General features: G+C 67.1%; 21 protein-coding genes and 4 pseudogenes. 19 read left to right on the top strand and 6 right to left on the bottom strand.

The features are described 5' to 3' along the window. Window positions 1-100: 100 nt before the first annotated feature. The 3 genes from RJT37_RS00090 to purQ all read left to right on the top strand — a co-directional run bounded on the left by RJT37_RS00090 (window position 101) and on the right by purQ (window position 2,313). Window positions 101-1,171, top strand: coding sequence for a phosphoribosylaminoimidazolesuccinocarboxamide synthase (locus RJT37_RS00090; protein WP_313686697.1), 1,071 nt, complete (start codon window positions 101-103; stop codon window positions 1,169-1,171). Between the two features lie 101 nt (window positions 1,172-1,272). Continuing rightward, window positions 1,273-1,524 carry a phosphoribosylformylglycinamidine synthase subunit PurS gene (gene purS / locus RJT37_RS00095; protein WP_311172434.1) on the top strand — a complete coding sequence of 84 codons (252 nt, stop codon included), beginning with the start codon at window positions 1,273-1,275 and terminating at the stop codon, window positions 1,522-1,524. 111 nt (window positions 1,525-1,635) lie between these two features. Continuing rightward, complete coding sequence (purQ, locus tag RJT37_RS00100; RefSeq protein ID WP_313686699.1) at window positions 1,636-2,313, top strand: phosphoribosylformylglycinamidine synthase I; 678 nt, start codon at window positions 1,636-1,638, stop codon at window positions 2,311-2,313. Window positions 2,314-2,432: 119 nt separating this feature from the next. On the opposite strand, the gene RJT37_RS00105 is transcribed toward purQ, so the two are convergent. Together RJT37_RS00105 and RJT37_RS00110 are read right to left on the bottom strand one after the other, a co-directional pair. Beyond that, the gene (locus RJT37_RS00105; RefSeq protein WP_313686700.1) at window positions 2,433-2,930 is read right to left on the bottom strand and encodes an SRPBCC family protein; all 498 of its coding nucleotides are present in this window, start codon (window positions 2,928-2,930) and stop codon (window positions 2,433-2,435) included. Between the two features lie 305 nt (window positions 2,931-3,235). Continuing rightward, window positions 3,236-4,333 (bottom strand): archaeosine biosynthesis radical SAM protein RaSEA, encoded by a 1,098-nt coding sequence (locus RJT37_RS00110; RefSeq protein ID WP_313686702.1) that lies wholly within the window; start codon window positions 4,331-4,333, stop codon window positions 3,236-3,238. A gap of 189 nt (window positions 4,334-4,522) precedes the next feature. Here RJT37_RS00110 and RJT37_RS00115 point away from each other — a divergent pair, with 189 nt between their 5' ends. Continuing rightward, window positions 4,523-6,463 carry an aldehyde ferredoxin oxidoreductase family protein gene (locus RJT37_RS00115; protein ID WP_313686704.1) on the top strand — a complete coding sequence of 647 codons (1,941 nt, stop codon included), beginning with the start codon at window positions 4,523-4,525 and terminating at the stop codon, window positions 6,461-6,463. Between the two features lie 103 nt (window positions 6,464-6,566). On the opposite strand, the gene RJT37_RS00120 is transcribed toward RJT37_RS00115, so the two are convergent. Next, window positions 6,567-7,481 (bottom strand): MBL fold metallo-hydrolase, encoded by a 915-nt coding sequence (locus RJT37_RS00120; RefSeq protein WP_313686706.1) that lies wholly within the window; start codon window positions 7,479-7,481, stop codon window positions 6,567-6,569. A gap of 98 nt (window positions 7,482-7,579) precedes the next feature. Between RJT37_RS00120 and RJT37_RS00125 the strand changes: the two genes are divergently transcribed. The 7 genes and pseudogenes from RJT37_RS00125 to RJT37_RS00155 all read left to right on the top strand — a co-directional run bounded on the left by RJT37_RS00125 (window position 7,580) and on the right by RJT37_RS00155 (window position 14,115). Then, window positions 7,580-7,978 (top strand): DUF5778 family protein, encoded by a 399-nt coding sequence (locus RJT37_RS00125; protein ID WP_313686708.1) that lies wholly within the window; start codon window positions 7,580-7,582, stop codon window positions 7,976-7,978. Between the two features lie 167 nt (window positions 7,979-8,145). Then, on the top strand, window positions 8,146-9,549 hold the full coding sequence (locus RJT37_RS00130; RefSeq protein ID WP_313686710.1) for an MEDS domain-containing protein: 1,404 nt from the start codon (window positions 8,146-8,148) through the stop codon (window positions 9,547-9,549). Window positions 9,550-9,631: 82 nt separating this feature from the next. Continuing rightward, window positions 9,632-10,700, top strand: a pseudogene (ahbB, locus tag RJT37_RS00135) (siroheme decarboxylase subunit beta). Window positions 10,701-10,719: 19 nt separating this feature from the next. Beyond that, the gene (locus RJT37_RS00140; RefSeq protein WP_313686713.1) at window positions 10,720-11,442 is read left to right on the top strand and encodes a precorrin-2 dehydrogenase/sirohydrochlorin ferrochelatase family protein; all 723 of its coding nucleotides are present in this window, start codon (window positions 10,720-10,722) and stop codon (window positions 11,440-11,442) included. Beyond that, window positions 11,427-12,848 (top strand): glutamyl-tRNA reductase, encoded by a 1,422-nt coding sequence (hemA, locus tag RJT37_RS00145; RefSeq protein ID WP_313686715.1) that lies wholly within the window; start codon window positions 11,427-11,429, stop codon window positions 12,846-12,848. Before RJT37_RS00140 ends, hemA begins: the two co-directional genes overlap by 16 nt. 158 nt (window positions 12,849-13,006) lie before the next feature. Further along, a complete protein-coding gene (locus tag RJT37_RS00150) occupies window positions 13,007-13,282 on the top strand; it encodes a 4a-hydroxytetrahydrobiopterin dehydratase (RefSeq protein WP_313686717.1) in 276 nt (91 codons plus the stop codon). Between the two features lie 125 nt (window positions 13,283-13,407). Next, window positions 13,408-14,115: an HAD family hydrolase gene (locus tag RJT37_RS00155; RefSeq protein ID WP_313686792.1), complete on the top strand. Its 708-nt coding sequence runs from the start codon at window positions 13,408-13,410 to the stop codon at window positions 14,113-14,115. Between the two features lie 89 nt (window positions 14,116-14,204). On the opposite strand, the pseudogene RJT37_RS00160 reads toward RJT37_RS00155, so the two are convergent. Beyond that, a pseudogene (locus RJT37_RS00160) lies at window positions 14,205-16,134 on the bottom strand (molybdopterin biosynthesis protein). Further along, window positions 16,131-17,455 (bottom strand): annotated as a pseudogene (locus tag RJT37_RS00165) (molybdopterin molybdotransferase MoeA). The pseudogenes RJT37_RS00160 and RJT37_RS00165 overlap by 4 nt, the downstream one beginning before the upstream one ends. Window positions 17,456-17,730: 275 nt before the next feature. Between RJT37_RS00165 and RJT37_RS00170 the strand changes: the two are divergent. The 5 genes and pseudogenes from RJT37_RS00170 (at window position 17,731) to RJT37_RS00190 (ending at window position 21,715) form a co-directional block, all read left to right on the top strand. After that, window positions 17,731-18,099: an Hsp20/alpha crystallin family protein gene (locus RJT37_RS00170; protein ID WP_313686721.1), complete on the top strand. Its 369-nt coding sequence runs from the start codon at window positions 17,731-17,733 to the stop codon at window positions 18,097-18,099. Window positions 18,100-18,106: 7 nt separating this feature from the next. After that, entirely contained in the window at window positions 18,107-19,780 is a 1,674-nt protein-coding gene (locus tag RJT37_RS00175; RefSeq protein ID WP_313686723.1) for an ABC1 kinase family protein, read from the top strand. Between the two features lie 104 nt (window positions 19,781-19,884). Then, window positions 19,885-20,325, top strand: coding sequence for a DUF5518 domain-containing protein (locus tag RJT37_RS00180; protein WP_313686725.1), 441 nt, complete (start codon window positions 19,885-19,887; stop codon window positions 20,323-20,325). 95 nt (window positions 20,326-20,420) lie between these two features. Further along, window positions 20,421-20,795 (top strand): translation initiation factor IF-5A, encoded by a 375-nt coding sequence (locus RJT37_RS00185; RefSeq protein ID WP_311172452.1) that lies wholly within the window; start codon window positions 20,421-20,423, stop codon window positions 20,793-20,795. A 6-nt stretch (window positions 20,796-20,801) separates the two neighbouring features. Next, a pseudogene (locus RJT37_RS00190) lies at window positions 20,802-21,715 on the top strand (arginase family protein). Here RJT37_RS00190 and RJT37_RS00195 read toward each other — a convergent pair. After that, window positions 21,627-22,172 (bottom strand): pyridoxamine 5'-phosphate oxidase family protein, encoded by a 546-nt coding sequence (locus RJT37_RS00195; protein WP_313686794.1) that lies wholly within the window; start codon window positions 22,170-22,172, stop codon window positions 21,627-21,629. The pseudogene RJT37_RS00190 and the gene RJT37_RS00195 overlap by 89 nt on opposite strands. 106 nt (window positions 22,173-22,278) lie before the next feature. On the opposite strand from RJT37_RS00195, the gene RJT37_RS00200 reads away from it, so the two are divergent. From RJT37_RS00200 to RJT37_RS00210, 3 genes are all read left to right on the top strand, one after another. Further along, the gene (locus RJT37_RS00200; RefSeq protein ID WP_313686731.1) at window positions 22,279-23,043 is read left to right on the top strand and encodes a Nif3-like dinuclear metal center hexameric protein; all 765 of its coding nucleotides are present in this window, start codon (window positions 22,279-22,281) and stop codon (window positions 23,041-23,043) included. A 193-nt stretch (window positions 23,044-23,236) separates the two neighbouring features. Next, the gene (locus RJT37_RS00205) at window positions 23,237-25,654 is read left to right on the top strand and encodes a methyl-accepting chemotaxis protein (protein WP_313686796.1); all 2,418 of its coding nucleotides are present in this window, start codon (window positions 23,237-23,239) and stop codon (window positions 25,652-25,654) included. Between the two features lie 2 nt (window positions 25,655-25,656). Continuing rightward, a complete protein-coding gene (locus tag RJT37_RS00210; protein WP_313686735.1) occupies window positions 25,657-26,352 on the top strand; it encodes a bacteriorhodopsin in 696 nt (231 codons plus the stop codon). Window positions 26,353-26,360 lie beyond the last annotated feature (8 nt).

Genomic DNA, 26,360 nt, shown 5'->3' on the forward strand with positions numbered 1-26,360 from the left:
GGAGCCGGTGCCGTCGCTTCCGGTCGGGTCGATCTCGCGGCCGGTGTGTCAAACGCCGGGAGTGGAAGCCTTCTTGTGCTGCGGCGACGCCACTCGGCGTATGACCAGCGTCAAAGAGTTCGGCATCGAGACGGAGCCGACGGCCACGGAACTGGGTCGCGGACGGTTCGTCTTCACCGACCAGTACTCCGTCTTCGACTGGGGGGAGATGCCCGATCACGTCCCGCGGAAGGGGGCGTCGCTGTGTACGATGGGCGCGTACAACTTCGAGTTACTCGCCGACAACGAGATCCCGACGCACTACGCCGGCGTGTCTCCCCCCAGTGAGAGGGACGGAAGCGACTGCGACGACGCGGCCGAGGAAGACGACCGCGGTCCGATCACGCTCGGCGAGTGCACCGAACCCCCGCGCGAGATGGCGATCGAACTCACGCAGGTGCCGGATCTCCCCTATCTCGGCGACGACGAGTACGACTACGACGCCTACCACGACGCGGCGGGGGAGAACTACCTGATCCCACTGGAGATCGTCTTCCGGAACACCGTTCCGGTGGGATCGAGTCTCCGCTCCCGCGGCACGCCCGCGGAGTACGGCCTCGACATCGCCGAGTGGCCCGACGAGGCCGTCGATCTTCCGGATCCAGTCGTGGAGTTCTCCACGAAGTACGAGGAGCAGGACCGCTATCTTGCCCGGGCCGAGGCCGACCGGATCGCCGGGATCGCCGACCTCGACGACCTGGAGGATCTCGCACTCGCGGTGAACGACGTGCTGAACGACCGCGCGGCGGCGCAGGGATTCGTCCACGAGGACGGCAAGATCGAGTGTCTCTTCCACGACGGGACGGTCAAGGTCGCCGACGTCGTCGGCACTTTCGACGAGAACCGCTTCTCCTACCAGGGCCAGGAGGTCTCGAAGGAAGTCGTCCGGCAGTACTACAAGCGGACGGACCCCGACTGGGTCGAGGCCGTCGGTGCGGCCAAATCGGAAGCGCGCGAGTCGGGCGTCGCTGACTGGCGATCCCTCTGTGACCGCTCGCCCGACCCGCTCCCGAGCGACGTCCTCGACGCCGTCTCCGATCTCTACGCGGCGGGCACGAACGCCTATACCGGCGCGGTGTGGTTCGATGCGCCCGATATCGACGAGGCGGTCGACCGCGTGCGGGACCTGTAACGCCCCCGACGGCTCCGGAGCTCGCCGCAGAGAAACTCACGTTCGTGTATACCCGTAGCAGTCCAAAACGTCTTTTACACACGACCGCGCACTACGATTCGATGACGACGTACACCGCGACGGTGACGGTCCGCTTGAAACGGGGCGTTCTCGACCCCGAAGCCGAGACCACGAAGCGCGCCCTCGAACGGCTGGGGTTCGAGCTGGATGCGCTCCGCTCGGCGGACCAGTTCGAGGTCGACCTCGACGCCGCCTCGGCGGAGGCCGCCGCCGACCGCGCCGACGAGATGGCCGAACGCCTACTCGCGAACCCGACCATCCACGATTACGACGTCGAGGTGGCAGAAGCCTGATGAGCGTCCTTTCACCGACACCGACCGTCTTCGCACGACACGGAGGTCGATCGCCGTGACGGTCGCTTCACTGACACCGACCGTCTTCGCACGACACGGAGGTCGATCACCGTGACGGTCGCTGTCATCACCTTCGGCGGCTCGAACTGCGACCGCGACGCCGTCCGTGCGCTCGCCCACGTCGGCGTCGACGCCGAACGGGTCTGGCACGAGGACGGCCTGCCGGCGGACGTCGAGGGGGTCGTGATCCCTGGCGGCTTCTCCTACGGCGACTACCTCCGTGCGGGCGCGATGGCCGCCCACTCGCCGATTATGGCGGACGTCCGCGAGGTCGCCGCCGACGGCGTCCCCGTTCTCGGCGTCTGCAACGGCGCCCAGATCGGCTGCGAGGCGAAACTGACGCCGGGCGCGTTCACCACGAACGCGAGCGCGCGATTCCAGTGTGAGTCGGTCCACCTGCGCGTCGAGAACGCCGACACGCCGTGGACGGCCGCCTACGACGAGGGCGACGTCGTCGAGATCCCGATCGCCCACGGCGAGGGGCGGTTCGAGATCGGTGAGGACCGCTACGACGACCTCGTCGCCGAGGACCGGATCATCTTCCGGTACTGCGACGCCGACGGCAACGTCACGGCCGAGGCCAACCCCAACGGCTCCCGCGGAAACGTCGCCGGCATCCTCGGCGACCGCGAGCACGTCGCGGTGATGATGCCGCATCCCGAGCGGGCGACGCTCCCTGATCTGGGTCGGAGCGTCGACGGCCAGGGCGTGCTGTCGACGTTCGCCTGACCGGACTGCGGCCTATCGGAAACTCGATTCGCTGTCTTTCGAAGAGAACAACTGCCGTCGGAAAAACGGGACTCCCCGTGTAATGGAGGGCTCAGTAGCGAACGCCCGAGGCCCGCGGTTCAGGCCGCGGGGCGTGCCTCGTCTTGGGCTTCTGCCTCTGCCTCTGCTTCCACCTCTGCCTCTGCTTCTGCTTCCACGATGTCTTTCGTGTTCGCCAGATGCATCTCGAACTGGCGGTTGGTGTAGCGCGTCGCGACCGGTTCGAGGACGCTGTCGAGGACGGAATCGCCGAACTCGTAGGTCGCCTCGTGGGCGATCTGCGTCCCGTTGTCGGTCTCCGAGTAGTGGATATCGATCTCGCTACCCATTCCGGACCCTTCCACCGAGATGTGCAGGTGCTCGTTGGGTTCGACGATCTTCATCTCCATCTCGACGTCCTGGGCGATCCCCAGAATCTTGTAGACGGCGTGCATCCGGGCTCCTGTCTCCGTCTCCTCGACGATTTCGAGGTCGCGCAGGCTGGACATCGTCCGCGTCCAGTTCTGCGGGTCGGTGTCGAAGGCGAAGACGGTCTCGACGGGTGCGTGAATCTCGATCGTGTGCTCGAATGTGGACATTGTTGTAACTCCTTCGTCAAATCGTCGCGCACTCGCCTCCGATACGACGACCTCGGGCGCCTGCGTCGTCTGACTACCCCTACAGAGGCGCGCTGAGGAGATATACTCGTAGTGAACTGTGATAGCACCCCGCCGCAGACGCCGCATCGTCAGCAAGATCCCTCTCGCCGACGTCACCTTCGTCAGCAAGATCCCTCTCGCCGACGTCACCTTCGTCAGCAAGATCCCTCTCGCCGACGTCGCCACCGTCACTGGCAGGGCCATCCTCGTCGGTTCGTCGTCTCCCCGGATCGAACAGGGGGTCGCTACCGCGCGAGCGGCATCCCGTAGCTCCTCTCTTCGTCGAGGACGTACTCCCAGGTGGCTTCACACTCACAGGAGACCTGCTCGAACACGGCGGGATCCTGCCGGCGGTCGAAGTCCTTGATCGCCTTCTGTACTCTATCGTCGCACTCGCCGCAGTTGTGCGGGCCGCGGTCGGAGCCGTGACCGACGGGGTCGGAGACGACGATGGCGTCGACGTCGGCCGTCGCTTCGAGGACCCGCGTGACCGACCAGAGCCACGGCGGGCGGTAGCCGCCGCGGAAGAACAGTTCGTCGACCATCGTGTACCGCTGGACGTTCGTGGGATTCATCGAGACCGTGTGACAGCCGTCGACGGCGGCACACCGGCGGACCGACGAGATCATATCCTCGACCGCCTCCGATTCCGTGAGAAACGGCGGTTTCAGGAGGAGATACGCCTTCACGCCCGCCTCGACGTCTTCGGCGTCGAAGTCGGCCTCGGCGACCTCCTCGCAGGCCGCCTCGAAGTCCGCGAAGTCGAAGTACTTGTTCACGCAGTCGTGCCGGACGCGGTCGGTCGCGGTCTCCAGTCCGACGGCGACGTCCGTCGACAGGCCGACGTCGGTGAAGTCGGCCAGCTTCTCCCGGTCGACGAAGTCCGGAAGCGACTCGACGACGATCCGCTCCCGGTCGGCGAACGTCTCGGCGATCGCTTTTCTGGTCTCTTCGCCCACCTCGCGCTCGTCGAGGAACGATCCGGAGGTGTATATCTTGATCAGGTCCGCGGGCTCGTCGGCGTTTTCGGCCTCGTGTTCGAGACACACGTCGATCTGGTCCATCAGGGCATCGTGGGTGACGCTGCCGCCCTCGACGGACTCTGCGACGTAGCCGCACATCGTACAGCCGCCGGCGCGGGCCCACCGACAGCCGCCCGTGTTGAGGATGATCGTCAGCGAGTCGACTACCCCGTCGGGCGTGTTGTCCTCGTCGAGCCACACGCGGGTGGGCTCGTGCGGATCGTAGTGTTTGTCCTTCTCGGCTCTGATCTCCCGCATCACCTGATTGTGGGCGTCCATCCCCCGCCCGCGCTCGTAGCTCTCGGGGCTCGGTTGACTCATTGCTCCGATGTAACCCACGGGCCGGTAAATCTCCGTCGGCTGTCGATCACGCTCCGGTCCGACGCAACATACGCGCTTGTTGACGGTTTCGAAAATCGGTTACGATCCGACGAACGTAACTTATTCTGGTTACTCAGTCGTGGTAACGCATAATTGATTTCAGTCCGTAGTAAACTACGGATATTAACTATGACTGATCTGGGCGGATTCAACGACCACGTTGCACGAATCGACCTGACGGAGGGCGACGTGCAATACGAGAGTATCGACGACGAGGACGCGAAGAAGTACATCGGTGGGCGCGGCCTCGGCGTGAAATACGTGTTCGACCAGGGTCCCGACGTCGATCCGGAGGGCCCGGAGAACCTGCTCGCGTTTATGAATGGCCCGCTCACGGGCACGCAGGCTCCGATGAGCGGACGCATCGCGGTCTGTACGAAATCCCCGCTCACGGGGACAGTGACCGACTCCCACCACGGCGGCTGGTCGGGCGCCCGACTCAAGTGGGCGGGCTTCGACGGCCTGCTGTTCGAGGGACAGGCCGACGATCCCGTCTACGCGTACGTCGAGGACGGCGAAGTCGAACTCCGTGACGCCTCCGACCTGTGGGGCAACGGCGTCCACGACACGATGGACGCGCTCGAGGAGGAACACGAAGGCGCGTTCGGCAAGAACCTCTCGGCGATGGCGATCGGACCGGGCGGCGAGAACGGCACCAAGTACGCCTGCATCGTCAACGAGGACGACCGCGCGTCCGGTCGCGGCGGCACCGGCTGTGTGATGGGCTCGAAGAACCTGAAGGCGGTCGTCGTGAAGTCCGGCACGCGGATGCCCAAGCCCGCGGACCCCGAGCGGTTCACCGAGGGCTACCAGCAGGCGATGCAACTCATCCGCGAGTCCGACGTCACCGCGCCCAACGAGGGCGGACTCTCGATGTACGGCACGAACGTGCTGATGAACCTCACCGAGGAGATGGACGGGCTTCCGACCCGGAACGGTCGGTACACCTCCACCCACTCCGAGGCCGACGAGGACCCGAGCGAGCCCAACATCGACGCCGAGAACGTCTCCGGCGAGAACGTCCGCGAGAACATCCTCGTCGACGAGCCGACGTGTCACTCCTGTCCGGTCGCCTGCAAGAAGGAGACCGAGGTCACCTACGAGCACAAAGGCGAGGAGATGAACGTCCGCGGCGAGTCCTACGAGTACGAGTCGGCGTTCGCGCTCGGCCCGAACTCGATGAACGACGACCGCGACAGCATCGCGGTGATGATCAACAAGTGCAACGACCTCGGGATCGACACCATCGAGGCGGGCAATATGCTCGCGATGGCGATGGAGATGACCGAGCAGGGCAAACTCGACGACCTCGACGACGACCTCGAGTGGGGCGACACCGAGCATATGATCGATCTCCTCGACGAGATCGGTCACCACAGCTCCGAACTGGGCGAGCTCCTCGCGCAGGGCGCCCGGCGCATCGCCGAGGCGCGCGACGCCCACGACAACTCCCTGGCCGTCAAGGGCCAGACGATCCCCGCGTACGATCCCCGCTCGATGAAGGGGATGGGCATCGGCTACGCGACCTCGAACCGCGGTGCCTGTCACCTCCGCGGCTACACGCCGTCGGCGGAGATCCTCGGGATCCCGGAGAAGGTCGACCCGACCGAGTGGGAGGGCAAAGGCGAGCTGTGCGCGCTCTTCCAGGACCTCCACGCCATCTCGGACTCCTTCGACATCTGCAAGTTCAACGCCTTCGCGGAGGGCATCGACGAGTACGTCGATCAGTACAACGGGATGACCGGGCTCGACCTCAGCGAGGACGAACTGATGGAGGCGGGCGACCGCATCTACACCCTCGAACGCTACTACAACAACCTCGCCGGCTTCGACGGCGAGGACGACTCGCTGCCGGGGCGCTTCGTGGAAGGCCACGAAGAGGCGGTCCCCGGCCAGGGCGGCTCCGAGGGCGAGCTGTGTGAGCTCGACAAGATGAAAGAGGAGTACTACGAGCGGCGCCAGTGGGTCGACGGCGTCGTCCCCGACGACCGGCTCGACGAACTCGGCATCGACGTCGGCCCCGGAACCGGCGTCGAAAGCGGCGAGGGCGCTGCCCCGGCCGACGACTGAGGACGCAGCCGATTCCGCTCCGGCTTCACGAACCCCATTTTCTTTGCGCTCGCTCGGCAGCGGTGCCTGTCGTCCGTCTCTTCTCGTCTCTCCCCTCGACCCGTCAGTCGTCGCTCCCGGCCCGATCCAGCGCGGCCAACACGCCACGGACATTCAACGTGTCCTCGGCGCGGGCCTTCCGCTCGCCCCAGATCTCGATCATATCGGAGTTCTCGGCGAAGTGCTCGATCACCGCCTCGTCGTCGCCGAGTTCCGCCCGCTTCTGGCGGACGGCCTCGACCCACTCGACCAGGGTCCGCTTGTACCCCTCGAGCAGTTCGGGGTCATACTCCCGCGGCCCGAAGTGTCCGAAACACAGCGTCTCCGGCGCGATATCCTCGATCGTCCGGACGTCTGCGAGACAGCCCTCCAGATCGAACTGCGGCGGCGGCGACGTCTCCCGGATCGTGTCCCGCTCCGGGACGTAGATACCCGCGGCGTCGCCGGTGAAGAGCAGGTCATCGCGGGAATCCAGAAAGACCGTCTGATGCGGCGCGTGGCCGGGCGTGTGGATCACCGACAGCGTGCGGTCGCCGAGATCGATCTCGTCGCCGTCGGTGAGTCCCTCGATCCGGTCTTCCGGGACGGGCTCGGGATCGGCGTAGAACTCCCACTGGTCGCCGACAGCATCCTTCGTGCCCGCGACGAGTCGGTCGGGATCGACGAGGTGGGGGACGCCGATCTCGTGGGTCCGGACCGTCGCGTTCGGGCAGGCGTCGGCGAAATAGCCCGCGCCGCCCGCGTGATCGAGGTGGACGTGCGTCGGGAGGATATGCTGCACCGCCTCGCGGTCGATCCCGACTTCGTCGAGGGTATCGAACACCAGTTCGCGGTTCTGGCCCGTTCCCGTATCGACGAGCGCCGGCTGGGCCGCATCGAGGAGATACACCGTGCCGTACCGCGGCACGCCGTGGGTTCCAACGTCGACGTAGTAGACGTCGTCCGTTCCCGGTACTGCGGCGAGATCACCGATAGCCATAGCGGATCGGCGGTGCGCGCCGAAAAAAGCGTTCCGTCCGGCGGGCCGTCGTCGGACGAAACCGCCACCCGTTTATCCGGCGCGGCCGACTCCCGGGTATGAGCGAGACACTCGACGACGATCTCTACCAACGGACGCTGCACCTTTTGGAACCTGGCGATATCGAACTCGTCGGCGCTATCGTCCACACTACGCTCTCCAGCGAGGAGGACCTTGAGTTGCAGGAACTCACGGTCGACGTGAACGAAGTCATCACCGACCACGCCGGGAAGGGCGAGACCTACATCTACGCCGGCAACGACACCGACGAGTTCGCGTCGAACCAGTTCCAGGGGCTGACCCTCGACGACGACGCGTTCGTCTGGGAGTGTCAGCAACTCCTGCGCGAGGGAACGTTCGACGTCGTATTCTACTACGAGGCCGGCCCCGACCAGGGGGCGCTCGCGGAGGACCTGACTGCGCTCGACGGGGTCGACGACGTGACGACAGTCCCGTAGCGTCCTGCGCTGTTCCGCGTCCCATCCTGACCCGCGGTTAGAGGTCTGTGCCGCCGGAACGCCCCCGGCGACGACACCATCTCCCGCCGCAACGATGCTGGTGGCGATCGCATTCATTCAAATCTGAGTAACAAAGGTAAATACGGCTTCAGCGAGTGTGACTGCATATGGATCCTGAGACGACGACACGGGAAGAGCCGAATCCGGATGGCGTCCCCGAGTCGAGTCGGATCCTCTCGGAGTTCCGCAGCAAGGAGCTCTCTCGCCACCTCGCACTCTTCTACGACTCCCGAGAGATGCAACTCGTCGTCTCAGCAGCCTTCGCCAAACACGAGCTCCAGCGGGGGCGGCGGTTCCTCTATCTGTACGAGGACAACGACGAAGCCGACGTCAGGGTGGCGCTGGGGATGGCCGATATCGACGTCGAAACGCGGCTAGCCGACGGCGACCTCAAACTCGAGGACGCCGCCGACGTGTATCTGAATGGGCAGTTCGACCCGGATTCGATGATCCAATCGCTCGACGACGCGACGGGCGCAGCACTCGATGCAGGATACAACGGGCTGAGCGTCGCAGGGGAGAACACGTGGTGTTTCCACACGAGTCTCTCGTTCGATCACATCATCGACTTCGAGTCCCAGTTCGACGCCCACGCGCCGGAGCTTCCGATCACCACCCTCTGTCAGTACAGTCTCGACCGGTTCGACCAGGAGTCGATCGGGAAGGCGCTGTGGACGCACGAACAGATCATCTACCGCGGGCGGATCTGTGAGAACCCCTTCTACGTCCCGCCCGCGGAGTTCCGGGAGTCGGAACCGTCCCAGTCGGAAGCCCGACTGATGCTGGAGCAGGCACGGAGCCTCTCGCAGGCGCGCCGGGATCTCGACATCCGCGAGCAGCGGATCGAGGTCCTCAACCGGACGCTCAGACACAACATCAGAAACGAGACGAACATCGTTCTGGGCCACCTTGAAGGGGTGCTGGAATCGGATCGACTCTCCCCGGAGGAACGACGCCGGATCGAGATCGCACGGGAGTACGTCGAGAAGATCTCCCGGACCTCCGAGAAGGCCCGGTACGTCGAGGCGACCCTCACCGACGACGAACTCGAACCGATCGATCTCGGGGCGGTCGTCTCCACGTCGGTCGAGCAACTCAGACGGAAGTACCCCGCGGTCGACGTCACGACGTCGGTAGCTGACCGGCCCACATTGCTGGCCGATCGGAACCTCCGTGAGGCCGTGGACGAACTGCTCGAAAACGCCGTCCGACACCAGGACCGTTCGCCGCCGGTAGTAACGGTTTCGCTCGACAGACGAGAGGGCGATCGCGCGGTGGTTCTGGAAGTCAGTAACCCCGGGGAGCCGATTCCGGAAGACGACAAGCGCGCGCTCCGGACCGGCGAGGAGACGCCGCTTCAGCACGGCCGGGGGATCGGCCTCTGGATGGTGAAGTGGATCGCCGAGAACTCCCACGGGCGGCTGACCTTCCCTCCAGCCGAGACCGGCAGCCGCGTCCGGATCGAACTCCCGCTTGAGGCCGTGGCCGATCTCTCGCCGGAGTCGACGTAGCGGCGCGCGACAGGCAGCCCCGTGGCGGGGATCGATCCGGCCCTTCGAGACGCTTATCCTCCCGGAACCCCGACTCGACGGTATGAGCGAGGCAGACGCGGAGACGGCGGACCTGACTGAACTCGATCGCGCCGTCGTCAACGCCTTCCAGGGGGGGTTCCCCGTCGTGGAGCGTCCCTTCGAGCCGGCCGCAGCCGAACTGCGGGAGCGCGGGGTCGATGTATCGGCGACGGAACTGCTCGAACGCATCCGGGCGCTCGACGAGGCGGGCACGCTGAGCCGGTTCGGGGCGCTCGTCAACGCCGAGGAGATCGGCGGCACGGCGACGCTGGTAGCGATGCACGCCCCCGAGGATCGCTTCGAGGAAGTAGCCGAAACGGTCAACGCCCACCGGGAGGTCGCGCACAACTACGAGCGCGAACACCCGCATCTCAACATGTGGTTCGTCGTCAGCGTTGCCGACGACGAGCGGGTTCGGGACGTCCTCGACGAAATCGAGGCCGAGACCGGCCAGGAGACGTACAACCTGCCCAAACAGCAGGAGTTCCGCGTCGAGGCGAAGTTCCTCCTCGACGGGCCGATTTCCGACGGCGACGTCGACCTCTCGGGGCTCGGGCCCGACGTGACACCGACAGATCGGCAGACGCTCACACCCGACGAGCGCGACCTCGTCGTCGAGATTCAGGGTGGCCTGCCGATCACCGCGACGCCGTACGCCGACGTCGCCGCCGCGATCGACCGCGATCCCGCGTGGGTGGTCGAGACGATCAAGCGCTTCGAGCGCGAGGAAGATCCGCCGCGTCGGCGTCGTTCCGAACCACTACGCGCTCGGCTACACCGAAAACGGGATGACCGTCTGGGACGTCCCCGACGACCTCGTCGACGAGGTCGGTCCCGCGGTGGCGTCGCTCCCCTTTGTGACGCACTGCTACGAGCGCCCGCGCCACGAGGGCGTCTGGCCGTACAACTTCTTCGCGATGACGCACGGCCGCTCCGAGGGCGAGAGCGACCGCCGCATCGAGCAGGTGCGCGAGACGATGGCGGAGTACTGGGACGTCGGGGACGACGACTGGGACTCGCTTTTCTCGACTGCGATCCTGAAGAAGACGGGGATCCGCCTCGACGAGCGCGCCGCGGCCAACACGGAGTGACGGGGGCGATGCGAGGCCGATGATCCCACTGTATCACGACTTCACGGACGAGACGGTGCTGGTCTTCGGCGGCGGCCCCGTCGGCGCACGGAAGGCCCGCCGGTTCGCGGCGGAGGCCGACGTCGTCGTCGTCAGTCCGGCGTTCGACGACGCGGAGTTCGGGAGCGCCGAGTTGATTCGGGCGCGACCGACGCCCGAAGACGTCGTGGAGTGGATCGAGCGGGCGGCGCCGGCGCTCGTGGTGGCCGCGACCGACGACGACCGCGTGAACGAGGCAATCGCCGATGCCGCCAGCGCGCGGGATGTGCTGGTCAACCGCGCCGACAGCAGTGCGAGCGATAGCGCCGACAGCAGCGCGAGCGAGACGGATGCCGACAGCGGCGCGAGCGAGACGGCCGGCGACGGCGTCGCCGACGTGGTCGTCCCCGCAACCGTCACCGACGGCGACGTCCGCGTCGCGATATCGACGGGGGGACGGAGCCCAGCGCTCGCGAAGTATCTGCGCGAACGGATCGAAGCGGAGATCGAGGGGGCAGAGGCGATGGCGGCGCTCTCGGGTGAACTCCGCGCCGAGTTGCGAACCGCAGACCTCGATCCGTCGACGCGCCGTGATGCAATTCGGGCGGTGGTTCGCGACCCGGAGGTTTGGAAGGCTTTACGTACGGGGACGTCCAATCCCCGCCAAGAGGCGACACGCGTGATACGCAACACAACGGGGGGTGACCGATGGACGCAGGAGTGATCCGTGGGGTCCGTGTGTCGCACGAGCAAGCGAGCGTCGACGAGATCGAGACCGTCGCCGCCGCGGACGTCCGGACGTTCGTCGAATCGCTCCTCGACACCGACGGAGTCAGCGAAGCCTTCGCGCTCCAGACGTGCAACCGTGCGGAGGCCTACGTCGTCGCCGAGAGCGAGGACGCTGGACGTCGCGCGCTGGCGGAGTACGTCGCCGACGTCCGCCCCGAGGCGGTCGTCGAGATGACCCACGAGGAGAGTCTCCGGCACCTGATGCGCGTGGCCGCGGGGCTGGAATCGCTGGTGCTCGGCGAGGACCAGATCCTTGGCCAGTTCAAGCGCGCGGTCGAGACCGCACGTGGCGTCGGCGCGCTCGGCCCGACGCTGGAGACCGGGCTGACGAAGGCCGTCCACGTCGGCGAGCGCGCGCGGACCGAGACCCGGATCAACGAGGGCGCCATCTCGATCGGGTCGGCGGCCGCGCGACTCGCGTCGACCGAACTCGACCTCGACGGGGCGACCGCCTTGGTCGTCGGCGCCGGCGAGATGGGAACGCTCGCCGCGGAAGCGCTCGCGGATACCGCCGTCGACGAACTGGTGGTCGCCAACCGGACGGTCCCGCACGCAGAACACGTCGCGACCACAGTCGAGACCGACGCGCGGGCGGTTTCGCTGGACTCGCTGCGGGACGCGCTGGAGTCGGCAGACCTCGTCGTGACCGCGACGAGCCGTTCGGAGTATCTGCTCGATCCGGTCGACCTCGTCGCCGCCGGCGAGACGGTCGTCATCGATCTCGCACAGCCGCGTGACGTCCACCCCGAGGCCGCGACGGTAGCGGATGCGGTCGTCCACGATATGGACGCCTTAGAATCGGTGACCGAGGAGACGAAGGCGGCCCGCAAAGCCGCCGCCGAGGAGGTCGAGGCGATGATCGACGCGGAGTTCGAACGGCTGCTCGCGGACTACAAACGGCGGCAGGCCGACGCGGTCATCAGCACGATGTACGAATCTGCAGAGCGGATCAAATCCCGGGAGGTCGACACCGCGCTCTCCCGACTCGATTCGAAAGGCGAGTTGAACGACGAGCAGCGCGAGGTCGTCGAGTCGATGGCCGACGCGCTCGTCGGACAGTTGCTTTCGGCGCCGACCCAGAGCCTTCGGGAGGCTGCCGTCGAGGACGACTGGTCGACGATCCAGACGGCGATGGCGCTTTTCGACCCAGAGTTCGAGAACTTCTCGGCGGTGGCGGAGTCGATCACCGACTCGGACAGCATCGGCGGCCACGTCTCGGCGACCGAAGCGGAGGCCCCCGAGCGGGGCGACGAGAAGGGCGAGAACGACGGGGAGTCCCGATGCCGCGGTGATCGCGAGGACATCCCGAAACACGCTTTCGAGAGCGTCTCCGACGACTGACGTCCGTCACCGGTGCGGCTTCGCCAGGGCCGCGGTCGAGAGTCGCGGGAAATCGATCCCGCAGGTTCGAGGGACCACTCTCGCAGGTCGGCGAGGGACCGTCGCTGCGTTCCCGAACTGGGCGAAATATTATGCGGCAGGCGATCGAGTCCTGATGTATGGCCGAATTACTGTCCGACGACGAGATCCGTTCGAAACTCCCCGAGGGGTGGACGCTCGACGGCGACGAGATCACCCGAACCTACGAGTTCGGGGACTACCTGAGCGGCATCGCTTTCGTCACCCAGGCCGGCGAGGTCGCAGAAGAGGAGTTCCACCATCCGACGATGATCGTGCGCTACGAGGAGGTCGAAATCCGACTCTCCAGCCACGAGGAGGGTGGGATCACCGAGAAGGACATCCGCCTCGCGAACCTCTTCAACGCCGAATACTGATACTGTGAGGATCTGACTGACCCTCGAAGCGACCTCGATTCCCGGCGACAAGTGCGGGTGTCGAGAACCGATGCCACCCCCTGCCGAAACCCACTTACGGCGGCCCTGCGTAGATCTCCCCCCCGATGTCCCCCGAGTCCCAGGACGACCCCTACGACTTCTGGCTGTTCGACCTCGACGGCACGCTCGTCGACGTCGAATGGTCGTACACCCGCGAGACCTTCGATCGGGTCGGCCAGCGACTCGGCCGGGAGTTCACCGATCGCGAGGCCGAGATTCTCTGGCACGGCCTCGGCGGCGCGCGTGACGCCCAACTCCGCGCGTGGGGGATCGATCCGGACACCTTCTGGCCGGCGTTCCACGCGATCGAGGACCCGCAGGCCCGCGCAGAGGCGACGTATCTCCACGACGACGCCGCGGCGCTCGTCTCCGATCTCGTCGCCGCGGACGTCCCTGTCGGCGTCGTCACCCACTGCCAGGCGTTTCTGGCGGAACCAGTGATCGACCGGCTCGACGTCGGCGACTGGTTCGACGCGTTCGTCACCTGCACGCCCGAACTCGGCTGGAAGCCCGATCCCGCACCGGTCCAGCACGCGATCGAACGGCTCGGCTTGGACCCCGCCGATCCCGGTCGGGGGATTCTCGCTGGCGACGGCGCAAGCGACGTCGGCGCCGCGTGGAACGCCGGCCTCGACGGCATCCACGTGGAGCGGCACTCGCCGCGGCGGCGCGGGCACTGCGTCCTCGCGGATCACCGCGTCTCCTCGTTCGACGAACTGCCCCTGGGCCCAAGCGGCCACAACGTCGCTGCCGACGGCGGCAGCGTCCAGTAATCGTTCTGCCGGGATCCGGCAGCGTCCAGCAGCCATCCCACCGGAATCCCGCAGCGTCAAGTAGTCGTTCCGCTGGGACCCGCTCGAATTCAATTCTGTTCTTGCTCGTGGTCGTAGCCTGCGAGCCCCTCGAAGACGTCCGCTGCCGTCCCGAGCACCGAAGCGAACTCCTCGACCCCGGCCTTCGCCGCGCGGTCGGGGTTCGCGCGTACCCGGACTGACTCGGTCCCGACCTGGACGAACCCGAGTCCCAGTTCGACGGCCGTGGCCCGGAGCCCGAGTCCGGCATCGGCTTCGCCGCGGGCGACCGCCCGGGCGGGGCTCTCGAACCCCTTCGTTCCCACCTCGAAGCCGCGGATCGACTCCGTGAGATCGCGGCGTTCGACGTCGCGGTCGGCCGCGAGATCGTCGAGCGCCACGTCGAGACTCCGGCGGACGCCGGCGTCACCGCCGCGGTTGAGGAAGGCGAGATCGCGGTCGACCAGGTCCGAGAGCCCCTCGACGCCGTCAGGGTTGCCGTCCGGGACGACAAGCCCCCACTCGCGCGTCCAGCCGCCGAGGTCGACGCTCTCGACGTCGCGCTCGACCGGACCGGCGACGACGGCAACGTCCGGGACGCCGCCACCGAGGCGGCGCAGCCCCTCGCGACTCCCCACCGGCAGGAACCGGGGTTTTCGAGGCGGTCCAGCAGTCGCGAGAGCGCGGGATCGTCCTCGCCGACGGCAAGCAGGGTCGGCGCGCGGACGTCGGGAGAGAACAGTTGCACCTCGACAGTCTCGCCCTGATCGAGGTACTCGGTGTCGGGATCGACCGCGACGACGCCGTCGGCCTCGACGAGGGAGGTCGTCGCGCCGGAGCCCTTGTCCACCGGATACACCAGCATCTCGTCGTCGGCATCTGTCACGAGGCCCGCCGGCATCAGTCGGAGTCGCCCCTCGCCGTAGCGCTCGCGGACGGCCATCCGCCCGCTGACGGTCGCGGTCTCCGGCTCCGGGAGCCCGGCCGCCTCGCGGATCGGGGGCGCGACGAACGTGCGGAAGATGGTGAGCGCGGAGACGGGGTAGCCCGGTAGTCCGATGTAGGCGCTCGTGCCAAGTTCGCCGACGAGCATCGGCTTGCCTGGCTTGACTGCGACGCCGTGCAGGAGCAGTTCGCCGCGCTCCTCGATGACGCGGTAGATGACGTCGACCGCCGACGCGGAGGTCGACCCCGAGGAGAGCACCAGGTCGCACTCCTCGGCGGCCGTCAGCAGGAGCCGCTCCATCTCCTCGTAGTCGTCGCCGGCGTGGGGTAGAGTTTCGCCTCTCCGCCGGCCTCTTCGACGCCTGCGGCGATGGTGTAGCTGTTGACGTCGTAGATCTCGCCGCGCTCGCTGTGGAGTTTTTCTCCCGGTCGGACGAGTTCGTCGCCGGTGGAGACGATCCCGACCGTCGGCCGCCCGCGGACCGGGATCTCGTCGATCCCGAGCGCAGAGAGCAGCCCGATCTCCCGCGGCGTCAGTCGCGTGCCCGGACCGAGCGCGCGGGCGCCCGCCGCGACGTCCGTGCCGGCGAGCATCACGTTGTCGCCGGGGGCGACCGCGGTGCGCGCCGCGACGACATCGCTCGCACCGTTCTCCGTGTCTTTGCTCCCCGCAGAACGTGTTTCCGTCCGCTCGACCATCACGACGGCGTCAGCTCCGTCCGGCATCACCGCGCCGGTCGAGATCTCGACCGCCTCGCCGTCCCCGACCGCGACGTCGGGTTCGGCGCCCGCGTGGACGGTTCCGACAAGATTCAGTTCGACCGGGTCGGCCTCGTCGGCGCCGAAGGTGTCTCGCCCGCGGACGGCGTAACCGTCGACGCTCGCGCGGTCGAACCCCGGCACGTCGAGGTCGGCGTCGATCCGCTCGGCGAGCACGCGTCCCCGCGCGTCGGCAAGTCGGACGGTTTCCGGTTCGGGCGTGAGGTCCAGTGACGCGATGGCCTCGCGTGCGACCTCGGGAGCGACGAGGTCGCGGAACTGCTTTCGGTCACTCACGCCGACCACTCCCAGTGTTCGACCGCGACGCGTTCGCCCGCGTCGTACCCCTCACGGTCCTCGGGCACGGCAACCCAGCCGTCGGCCAGCGCCACCGAGGAGAGGACACCCGACCCGGACGCGCGAGTCGGTGTCGCGGTTGGGAGCGAGTCCTGCTCCCCGTCCTCCTGACCGCCGCCGTCGTCCCCCGCTCTCCGTCGTCGGAGGTATCTCCCTCGTCCAGTTTGACCCGCGCGAACGTCCGGACGCCGGGCTCGCTCGGGATCTTCCGGTCGAGGCGCGCCGTCGTGGTCGGCGGCGGGTCGTCCGGGAGATGGCCGATGTGTTTCACGAGTGGTCGGAGGAACTGGACGGCGTTGACGATCGCCGCGACCGGATATCCCGGCAGCATCACGACGGGCGTCTCCTCGACGACCCCGAGAGCGACGGGGTGCCCCGGCTTGAGCGCGACGCCGTGGACCAACACCTCGCCGAGGTCGTCGACGACCTCCGGGAGGAGGTCGCGGGCGCCGACGGAGGAGCCGCCGGTTGTGACGACGATATCCTTCGTCAGATCCCGCTGGATCGCCGCCCGGAGCGCCGACTCGTCGTCGGTGACGACGTTGCGGTAGGTCGGGACGCCGCCCCAGCGCTCGACGAGTCGGGAGACGGTGAGCCCGTTCGTCTCGATCACCTCGCCCGGCGCGGGGTCGGACTGGACCAGTTCCTCGCCGGTCGGGATCACGCCGACCGTCGGGCGCTCGTACACCTGCACGCGGTCGATCCCGACCGACTTCAGGAGCCCGAGATCCGACGGGCGGAGGCGGTGACCCGGATCGAACAGCCGCTGGCCCTCGGCGACGTCCTCGCCGACCGGCGCGACGTTCTCCCCGTCGGTCACGGCGTCGAACACCTCCAGATCGTCGCCGACGCGCTCTACGTGTTCGATCATCACGACGGCGTTTGCGCCGTCCGGCAGTTCGCTTCCGGTGTGGACGCGAACCGCCCGCTCGGGGCCGACGGACGTCTCCGGAACCGAACTGGGTTCGTCGTCGGCGACGCGGAGGATGCCAGGCGAGCGATCGGAGGCGCCGAAGGTGTCCTCGGCGCGGACCGCCCACCCATCCATCGCCGCGCGCTGGTAGTCCGGGACGGCCCGCTGGGAGGTGACCGCTTCCGCGAGCGCCCGGCCGTCCGCGGGGACGAGTGAGAGTCGTTCTATGCGTTCGTGTGGCGTTGCCGCGTCGAGAACCCGGCGGCGGGCCGCGTCGATACGCGTCCGGTCTTTGAAACCGGCCGTTCGCCGATCGGGTGGTGTCTCGTCTGCGTCCGGGGAGTCCATACCGGACGGTGGCGCGCGAGTACAAAAAGAGCCGCGGCACGGCCCGCCTCGTTCATAATGATTACTCTCACTGTTTCCCGCCGAGCGCCACCCCCGTTGGCGGCGTTCGGCGGGAAGAGACGAGAGTATTCATTATCAGCGGCGCTTTCCTTTGCCGGGATCTCCCAATCCCGGGACGGATCGTCGGCCTGAAGAACAGCGCATTGTATCTCTTGTGGCCGATCTCGGACGGTTCAACCGCGGCCTTTTTCGATCCGCCGCCCGTACCGGCGTATATGTCTGCACTGCGGGATGCGCTTCAGGAACTACCGGAGTCGGTGTTCGCCGATCTACTCGAATCCGAGGAGGCGTATCTGATCGTCCTCGACCTCCCCGGCGTGACGGCCGATACTGCCGACCTCACAGTCGAACGCGGGCGACTCGTCGTCGAGGCACGGCGCGCGAAGGACGTCCCGGCGGAGTTCCACTACGTCGAGGAGGATCGACCGTTGTTCGTCGACGCCGAACTCCCGCTGCCGCCAGATGCGACCGGTGCCGGCGCGTCCGCCGAGGTCGATCGCGGCGTGTTCACCGTCCGCGTGCCGAAGCGCGGGGCCGCGCCCGATCAGACGATTCCGATCTCGTCGGCCGGCGAGGACGAGTAACCGCCGGGTGGTCACGCAAGTGAACCTCCGTGCGTACTGGCGGTTTCTGATCGTCGTCCGGCAGTTCTTCCCGCTGATCGTCGCGTACACGCGGGACCGCCGGAAGTACATCCTCTTCGGCGGCAGCCGAAGCGTCGGCACCGAGACGCAACTCGAACGGGCGGAGATCCTGCTGGAGACGCTTTTGACGCTCGGACCGACATTTATCAAGCTGGGGCAGTTGCTCTCGACCCGGCCGGACATCCTCCCGCCGGAGTACGTCGACGTGCTATCGAGCCTCCAGGACGACGTCCCGCCGGCGCCCTGGGACGAATCCCGGGTGGTCATCGAGGACGAACTCGGTCCGGTCGACGAGGCGTTCGACGACTTCGATCGCGACCCGATCAGCGGTGCGAGCCTCGGCCAGGTGTACACCGCCGAATACGAAGGCGATCCCGTCGCGGTGAAGGTCCGCCGGCCGGGGATCGAGGACCTCGTCGAGGCCGACCTCCGGGTGATCCGCTGGTCGCTGCCGATCGTCCGCCGGTTCATCGGCGAGGGACGCGCGTTCTCGCTCGAAAACCTCGCCGACGAGTTTGCGAAGACGATCCGCCAGGAGATGGACTACAGCCGCGAAAAGCGGATCCTCCAGGAGATCAAAGCGAACTTCGCGGACAACGAGCGCATCCTCATCCCGGAGCCGATCGACAACCGCTCGGGCCCGCGGGTGCTCACGATGGAGTACCTCCCGGGCACGAAGATCAACGACATCGAGACCCTGGACGGGAAAGGCATCGACCGCACGGAGCTCGCGACGACGCTCCAGCGGGTCTACCTGCAGATGATCGTCGAGGACGGCGTCTTCCACGCGGACCCGCATCCGGGGAACCTCGCGGTGAACGACGCCGGAAAGATCATTTTCTACGACTTCGGAATGTCCGGGACGGTCGATTCGTTTATCCAGAACAAGATCATCGACTTCTACCTCGCCGTCGCCAACCAGGATATCGACGCGATCCTGGACACGCTCATCGAGATGGGCACGCTCTCCCCGGACGCCGACCGGCAGGTGATGGGCGACGTGATGGAACTGGCCATCGCCGACGCCCGCGGAGAGGACATCGAACAGTACCGCGTCCAGCAGATCATAGAGCAGGTCGAGTCGACGATCTACGAGTTCCCGCTGCGGCTCCCCCGGAACCTCGCCTTGATCCTCCGGGTCGCCACCGTCGTCGAGGGCGTCTGTGTGACGCTGGATCCCGACTTCGATTTCATTTCGGTCGCGACCGACTACCTGCAGGAGGAAGGCTACTACGAGGAGACCGCGCGGCAACTGATCCAAGAGGGCGGCCAGCAGGTCCGAGAAACCTCGCGTGCCCTCTTCGAGGTCCCGCCGAAACTGAACCGCACGCTCGACCGGGTGGAGAACGGGAACCTCGCTGTCAACGTTCGGCTGGAGGACGAAAACGACGTCTTAGACCGGCTCGCACGGCGGATCGTCTACGGTCTCTTCGTCGCCGTCGGCGCGCTGTCGACGGCGATCCTCTACGCGTTCGAGGGAACGAGCGTTCTGCCGGCGGCCGTCGCCGCAGTGCTGACGCTGCCACCGCTTTTCGCACTCTACCGGTCGTTCCGGCGGAAACGCGGTATCCGGGCGAAACCGCAGTTCACCAGACAGAGTATGCGCGACCGTCGTGAGTAATCGGGCGGCTACGGCCCGATATAGGCGTCTGCGGTCCCGCTCCTGTTATCACGGTTGAATATTTGATACGTACGTTTATGCAGAGAGAGAAACGAGCGACGGGTATGACACGGTGGCGAGCCGTCGCGGCCGGGTTCGCACTCGCGGCCTGCAGTGAGACGCTCGTCTTTCTCGGTACCGGCCGCGTGACGCTCGTTGGGGGCCTGGCCGGCAGCGCGCTCGCGGGCTACCTCGCCAGCGGGCGGCTTGACGACGGAGCGTGGCACGGCCTTCTGACGGCGATGGCGTGGGGAATCGTCCTCATTCCCGGGCTGGTCGCACTCTCCGTCATCGCTGACGCGCCGCTGCCGTTCCCGATCGAGTATCTGCTGCCGCTCCTGAACACGCCCGGCGAGGCGACAGCGATGATCCTCCTCAGCGCGAGCCTCCCGAACGTCGCGGCCGGCGCCCTCGGCAGCGTCGCGCGGCGGGAGGACGACCGGACGCAGTCGGCGGACGGCGCCTCGACCCCGAGCCCTTCGGACGGCGATCCCGACGAGATCTGATCGCGGTGGTCGGCCCGTTCGGTCGCGTAGCCCGTCACACACGCGGACGGCGCGTTTCCAAACCGTTTATACCTGACACACGACAACCCGGAGGTATGCCGAAAGAGCAGAAGCAGGTCCGCGATCTGCAGGAAGGCAGCTACGTGATGATGGAGGACTCGCCGTGCAAAATCAACGCCTACAGCACCGCGAAACCCGGCAAACACGGGAGCGCGAAGGCCCGGGTCGAGGGGAAAGGGGTCTTCGACGAGAAGAAGCGCTCGCTGAGCCAGCCGGTCGACGCGAAGGTGTGGGTGCCGATCATCGAGCGCAAGCAGGGGCAGGTCGTCTCTGTGACCGACGACGACGCCCAGATTATGGACCTGGAGACCTACCAGACGTTCACGATGCGCATCCCCGAGGGCGAGGACCTCTCGCCCGACGACGAGATCGAGTACCTCGAGTACGAGGGCCAGCGGAAGATCGTCTGATCGGTGATGTTCCCTGGGGCGACCGCACGGCGCGACGACGCCGCGTACGTCGTCGTGGGCGCCCCGCTGGACCTCTCGACCTCGTTTCGGCCCGGAACCCGGTTCGGGCCCGAGCGGATCCGGCGGTTCGCCCGGCCGTTCGACGACTACGACCGGCGAACCGACCTGCGTTTCTCGGACTGTTCCGTCCACGATCACGGCGACGTCCGCGCCTGGGACGACGCGCCCGAGTACCTCGCGTGGCTGACGGGCGAACTCGGTGACATCGTCCGGGACGGCGCCGTCCCGGTGCTGTTCGGCGGGGAGCACACCGTCACCGCGGCCGGCGTCGGCGCCGTCGACCCGGACGTCTTCGTCTGTCTCGACGCGCATCTCGATCTCCGGACCGACCTCGACGGCAACGAGTACAGCCACGCCACCGTCACGCGGCGGATTCTCGACGACCTGGAGGGCGTTACGGAGAACGACACCCGGGGACCGGCGACCAACAGCGACCAAGCGGCCGAGACCGGCGGCGACACCGAGGAGGCCGCCGCGCCAGCCGGCGTCGAGGAGGCGATCATCCTCGGGGCCCGGACGGGATCACCCGAGGAGTGGGACCGCGCGGACGGCGACGACGTGACCGTCGTCGCACCCGAAGCCGTCCCCGAGTTCGATCTCGCGGGCTGTCTCGACGGCCGCACGGCGTACCTGAGCGTCGACGTCGACGCTGCCGACCCCGGGTTCGCGCCGGGGACCGGCACCCCGAACCGTTCGGGCTCACCCCGCGTGAGCTGCGCGACGTCGTCCGGACCGTCGCCCCACACGCCGCTGGCTTCGACGTCGTCGAGGTCAACGACCGAGACGACGGACAGGCGGCGTCGCTGGCGGCGAAGCTCTGTCGGGAGTTCGTCTACACCCACGCAGCGGCAGGAGAGTGAGCGATCGGCCGCCTACTGGACGCTCTGTCGACCTTGCTTCTCGTCGATCTGGAGTTCGTACCACTCGAACTCCAGTTCGTCGTAGGGACGCCTGAACACGTCCAGCGACGCGATCTTGGCGGGCCGCGAAGATTCCTGCGGTTTTGGCGTTTCGTTCTTCGGGGACGGGTTCGAGAGTACCTTGTACCACGACGCTCCGCCAGTCGGTCACCGAGTTCCACTCGTGGACCGACAGCGACACCCGGTTGTCCCGCTCGATGTACGCGGCCTTCCGGCTGTCTTCTCCGAAGGAGAACTGAAAGATGCACCGGTCGTTGACGCTGTCGTAGCCGAACGACATCGGGATCGCGTACCCCCCGCGCTCGTCGCCGAACGCCAGCGTCCCGGCCCCCATCGACTCCAGGCACCGCGCGATCTCGTCGTCATCCATCGCGACGCCGTACTCTTCGAGGGACATCCTCTCTGGACGTGGGGACGGCTCCGCAATGAAACCTCTGTATAGGCGCTAGCCGGGGGACGTGTCGACAGAAAGTATCTACCCGCTGGGCGCTCGACGGTGGCGTATGCAACTCTCGACGCTCACGGAGCGACTCGACGATCGGCTCGACACCGACGCGTACGCGGACGTCGACGCCAGCGCCAACGGCCTGCAGGTCGGCCCCGAGACCGGCACTGTCGGCCGAGCGGCCGTCGCGGTCGATGCTGCCGCGGCGACGATCGAGGCGGCCGCCGACGCGGACGCGGATCTGCTCGTCACCCACCACGGCCTCGTCTGGGGCGGTCTCGACCGGGTCACCGGACGCGAGTACGACATCATCGCCGCCCTGATCGAGAGCGACATCGCGCTGTACGTCTCGCATCTCCCCTTAGACGGCCACGAGTCGCTGGGCAACGCCGCAGGACTCGCAGACTACCTCGGCCTCGACGCTCAGGAGCCGTTCGGGACGCTCGGTCCCGTCACGATCGGGCAGCGCGGACGGGCCACAGAGCCGTACACCGTCGCGGAACTCCGTTCGGAGTTGGCCGGGCTCGATACCGGCGGACGGGAACCACAGGTACTCGACTTCGGGCCCGAGACGATCGAAGACGTCGCTATCGTCACCGGATCGGGCGTCGATTGGCTCGACGAGGCGGTCGCCGCGGACGTCGACGCCCTGGTTACCGGCGAGGGGAAACAGCAGGTCTACCACGAGGCACGGGAGGCAGGAATCAACGTGTTCCTCGCCGGCCACTACGCGACGGAGACCTTCGGGGTCGAACAGCTGGGTGAGTTGCTCTCGGAGTGGGGTGTCGAGACGACGACCCTCTCTCACCCAACCGGGCTCTGACCGACCGCGACACGCCGCCAGCGGACGGGGGTCGCTCGTGGCGCTCCGAAAGCGTTCGCTTTCCACAGCGGGGGCCGGGACGCCCTCTCGATCCCACCACCGAGACGCGATAATATATCTACTGGCCGACGATTATCACGTCGGATAATCGGCGAGTCGGATTTTTACTTCGGGTCTGGCAAGGAAATCTCAGATGCCAAGATCAGACCCGTTCGAACATATTCGGTCGAGTTACGGGGCAAAACTCGGCGTGGCGCTGCTCGCGGTCGTCGCACTCGTGGTGGGGTTCGGGTTCGTCGTCCAGGAGCAGACGTCAGCGACGTTGCAGGACGAGGTCGAGACCGACCTCCGCACGTCGGCCGAGACGCGGGCCGCGGAACTCGATACGTGGCTGAGCGGTATCGAGGGGCAGATTCGGCTTCACTCCACCCGGGACGTGATCAAAAGTGGGGATACGGAGGCGATATCGGACCATCTGAGACATACAGCCGAACACGATGCGTTGCCGGAGGGAGTCGTGGCAGTCCACTACTACGATATGGAGTCGCAGACGATCGAAGCAAGCTCGATGGAGACGATGGAGGGCGTGAACCCGGGCGACGAGGGCGCGCCCTTCGCCACTGACCCGCCGACGTTCGAGACAGACGACGACACGTACGTCACGTCGCCGTTCACCGTTCAGGTCGTCAACTTCCCGGTCGTGTCGGTGATCTCGCCGGTCGAGGGGGCAGACGGAAAGGCGCTGATCTACATGATCAACCTCAAGGCACACACCCAGTCGTTTGCCGACTCCGCGGGTGTGGGCTCGACGGTCGTCGTCGACGGTGAGGGGCAAATCGTCGCGCACCCGAACGGGGAGCGTATCCTCACCGACTACCAGGGCGACGCGGGCGTGCTCTCCGAGGGCGGCTTCGCAGAGCAGGGCGACCTGCTCGTGGCCGGCGCCGGGATGCAGTCCCACGACTGGACGGTGGTCGTGCGGACGGACCGTGCGGCGGCGTTCGCGCTCGGCGATCAGATCACCTCCTCGGTGGTGGGGCTCATCCTGCTCGCGCTCGTGAGTCTCGCCTTCGTCGGCGTGGTCGTCGGGTCGAACACCATCGTCTCGCTCCGGCACCTCGCAGCACGTGCTGACGCGATGGCGAAGGGTGACCTCGACGTCGATCTCTCGACGACGCGGACCGACGAGTTCGGGACGCTGTACGGCTCCTTCGATCAGATGCGTGGAGAACTCCGGTCGCAGATCCGGGAGACCGAACGGCGGAAAGAGGAGATCGAAGAGAAGAACCGGGCGCTGGAGGCGACCGCCGCCGAGTACGGCGACGTGATGGACGCGGTCGCCGACGGCGACCTGACCCGGCGACTCGACACCGACACCGACAACGAGGCGATGAGCGACATCGCCGTCTCGTTCAACCAGATGCTCGATGCGGTCGCCGAGACGATGGCCGAGGTCAAAGCCTTCTCCGAGCACGTCGTCACCGCCGCAGAGCGGGTCGACGACGGCGCCGACGAGGTGACCGACGCCTCCGAACAGGTCACCGACGCGACGACCGAAATCTCGGCCGGCGCAGAGCAGCAGACGGAAGCGCTGCACGACGTCTCCGAGGAGGTCGACGCCCTCTCGTCGTCCGCCGAGGAAATCGCCGCGACCGTCGACGAGGTCGCGGAGGCCTCCGAACGCGCCGCCTCGATCGGCGAGGAAGGCGGTGCGTACGCCGAGCGCGCCCTCGAAGAGATGGACGCCGTCGAGCGGACCACCGCGGAGACCGCCGAGGAGGTGACCAAACTCGCCGAGGAACTCGACGCCGTCGGCGAAGTCGTCGAGGTCATCCGCGACATCGCCGAGGAGACCAACCTGCTGGCATTGAACGCGTCGATCGAGGCTGCCCGCGTCGGCAACGGGTCCGGCGGTGCCGACGGGGCCGGGTTCGCCGTCGTCGCCGACGAGGTGAAGGAACTCGCCGAGGAGACAGCGAGTTCCGCCGCCGAGATCGAAGATCGCATCGAGCGCATCCAGTCGCGCGCCGGCGAGACGACGGCGGCGATGACTGAGACCAGAGAACGGATCGAGAGCGGCGTCGAGACGGTCGAATCGGCGATCGACGCGCTCGATAGCATCGCGGACGCCGCCGAGGAGACCGACGAGTCGATTCAGGAGATCCGCGACGCGACGGCCCAGCAGGCGTCCTCGGCGACTGCCGTCGTCGATCGCGTCGACGATGTCGCGGCCATCGGCGACCAGACGGCCGACGAGGCGGCCGACGCGGCGGCCGCGGCCCAACAACAGACGAGCACGATGACGACAGTGAGCGACGCGGCCGAACAGTTGACGGCACAGGCACGCGAACTCCGGACCGTACTCGAGGACTTCCGGGTCCCCGAAGAGGCCGGCGGTGATCTGACCGGCGGCGATTTAACCGCTGGCGGGACCGTCGGTGACGGACTGGGCTCCACCGACGGCGTTGGCGACGAACTTGCCACCGGCGACGACGGCGACGACGCCGGTTTCGAGTTCGGGAGCGACACCGATTCGGACGTCGAACTGCGCGCTGACGGCGCCGACGCCCCTGAATCGTGGGACCTCGACGGCAGCGGGGGAGGTGAGTGAGTATGCAGTTCGACGCGACACTGTGGCTGTGGGTCGGCCTCGCGGGGATGACTGCGGGGACGCTCCCGTCGGCCTACCGGTTCCTGATCGGATCGGAGACCCGTGATCTCACGGCCGTCCTGACGGGCATCACCGGGATCGCCTCGGTCGCGTACCTGCTGATGGCGATGGGCTACGGGTTCGTCTCCGTCGGCGGGACCGAAATCGAGATCGTCCGCTACATCGACTGGCTCCTGACGACGCCGCTGATGGTCCTGTATCTGGGCCTGTTGGCGCGGTCGGGGAAGCGGGTCCTCGGCGCGCTGATCGCCGTCGACGCGGTCGTCGTCCTGGCAGGCATCGCCGCGACTGCGACCGGCGGCGTCACACGCTTTGCGCTCTTCGGCCTGGGCGTCGTCGCCTACCTCGGCCTCGTGTGGCTGCTGATGGTGACGCTGCCGCGCCGGGCGTCGTTCGACTCCTCCCGCGTCTCGGGGACGTTCACGACCCTGCGGAACCTCACGGTCATCGTGTGGACCCTGTACCCGGTCGTATGGCTGCTCGCGCCGACCGGCACCGGCCTCCTGCTGCCGGAGACGGAGGCGCTCGTGTTGACGTACCTCGACATCGTCTCGAAGGTGGGCTTCGTCGCCGTCGCGCTCCGCGGGATGGAGGTGCTCACCGACGTCGGCGCCGACGTGAGCACGGTCGCCGACTAGCTACCGTT

The organism is Halobellus marinus (assembly GCF_032113415.1).
GTDB classification, from domain to species: Archaea; Halobacteriota; Halobacteria; order Halobacteriales; family Haloferacaceae; genus Haloquadratum; species Haloquadratum marinus.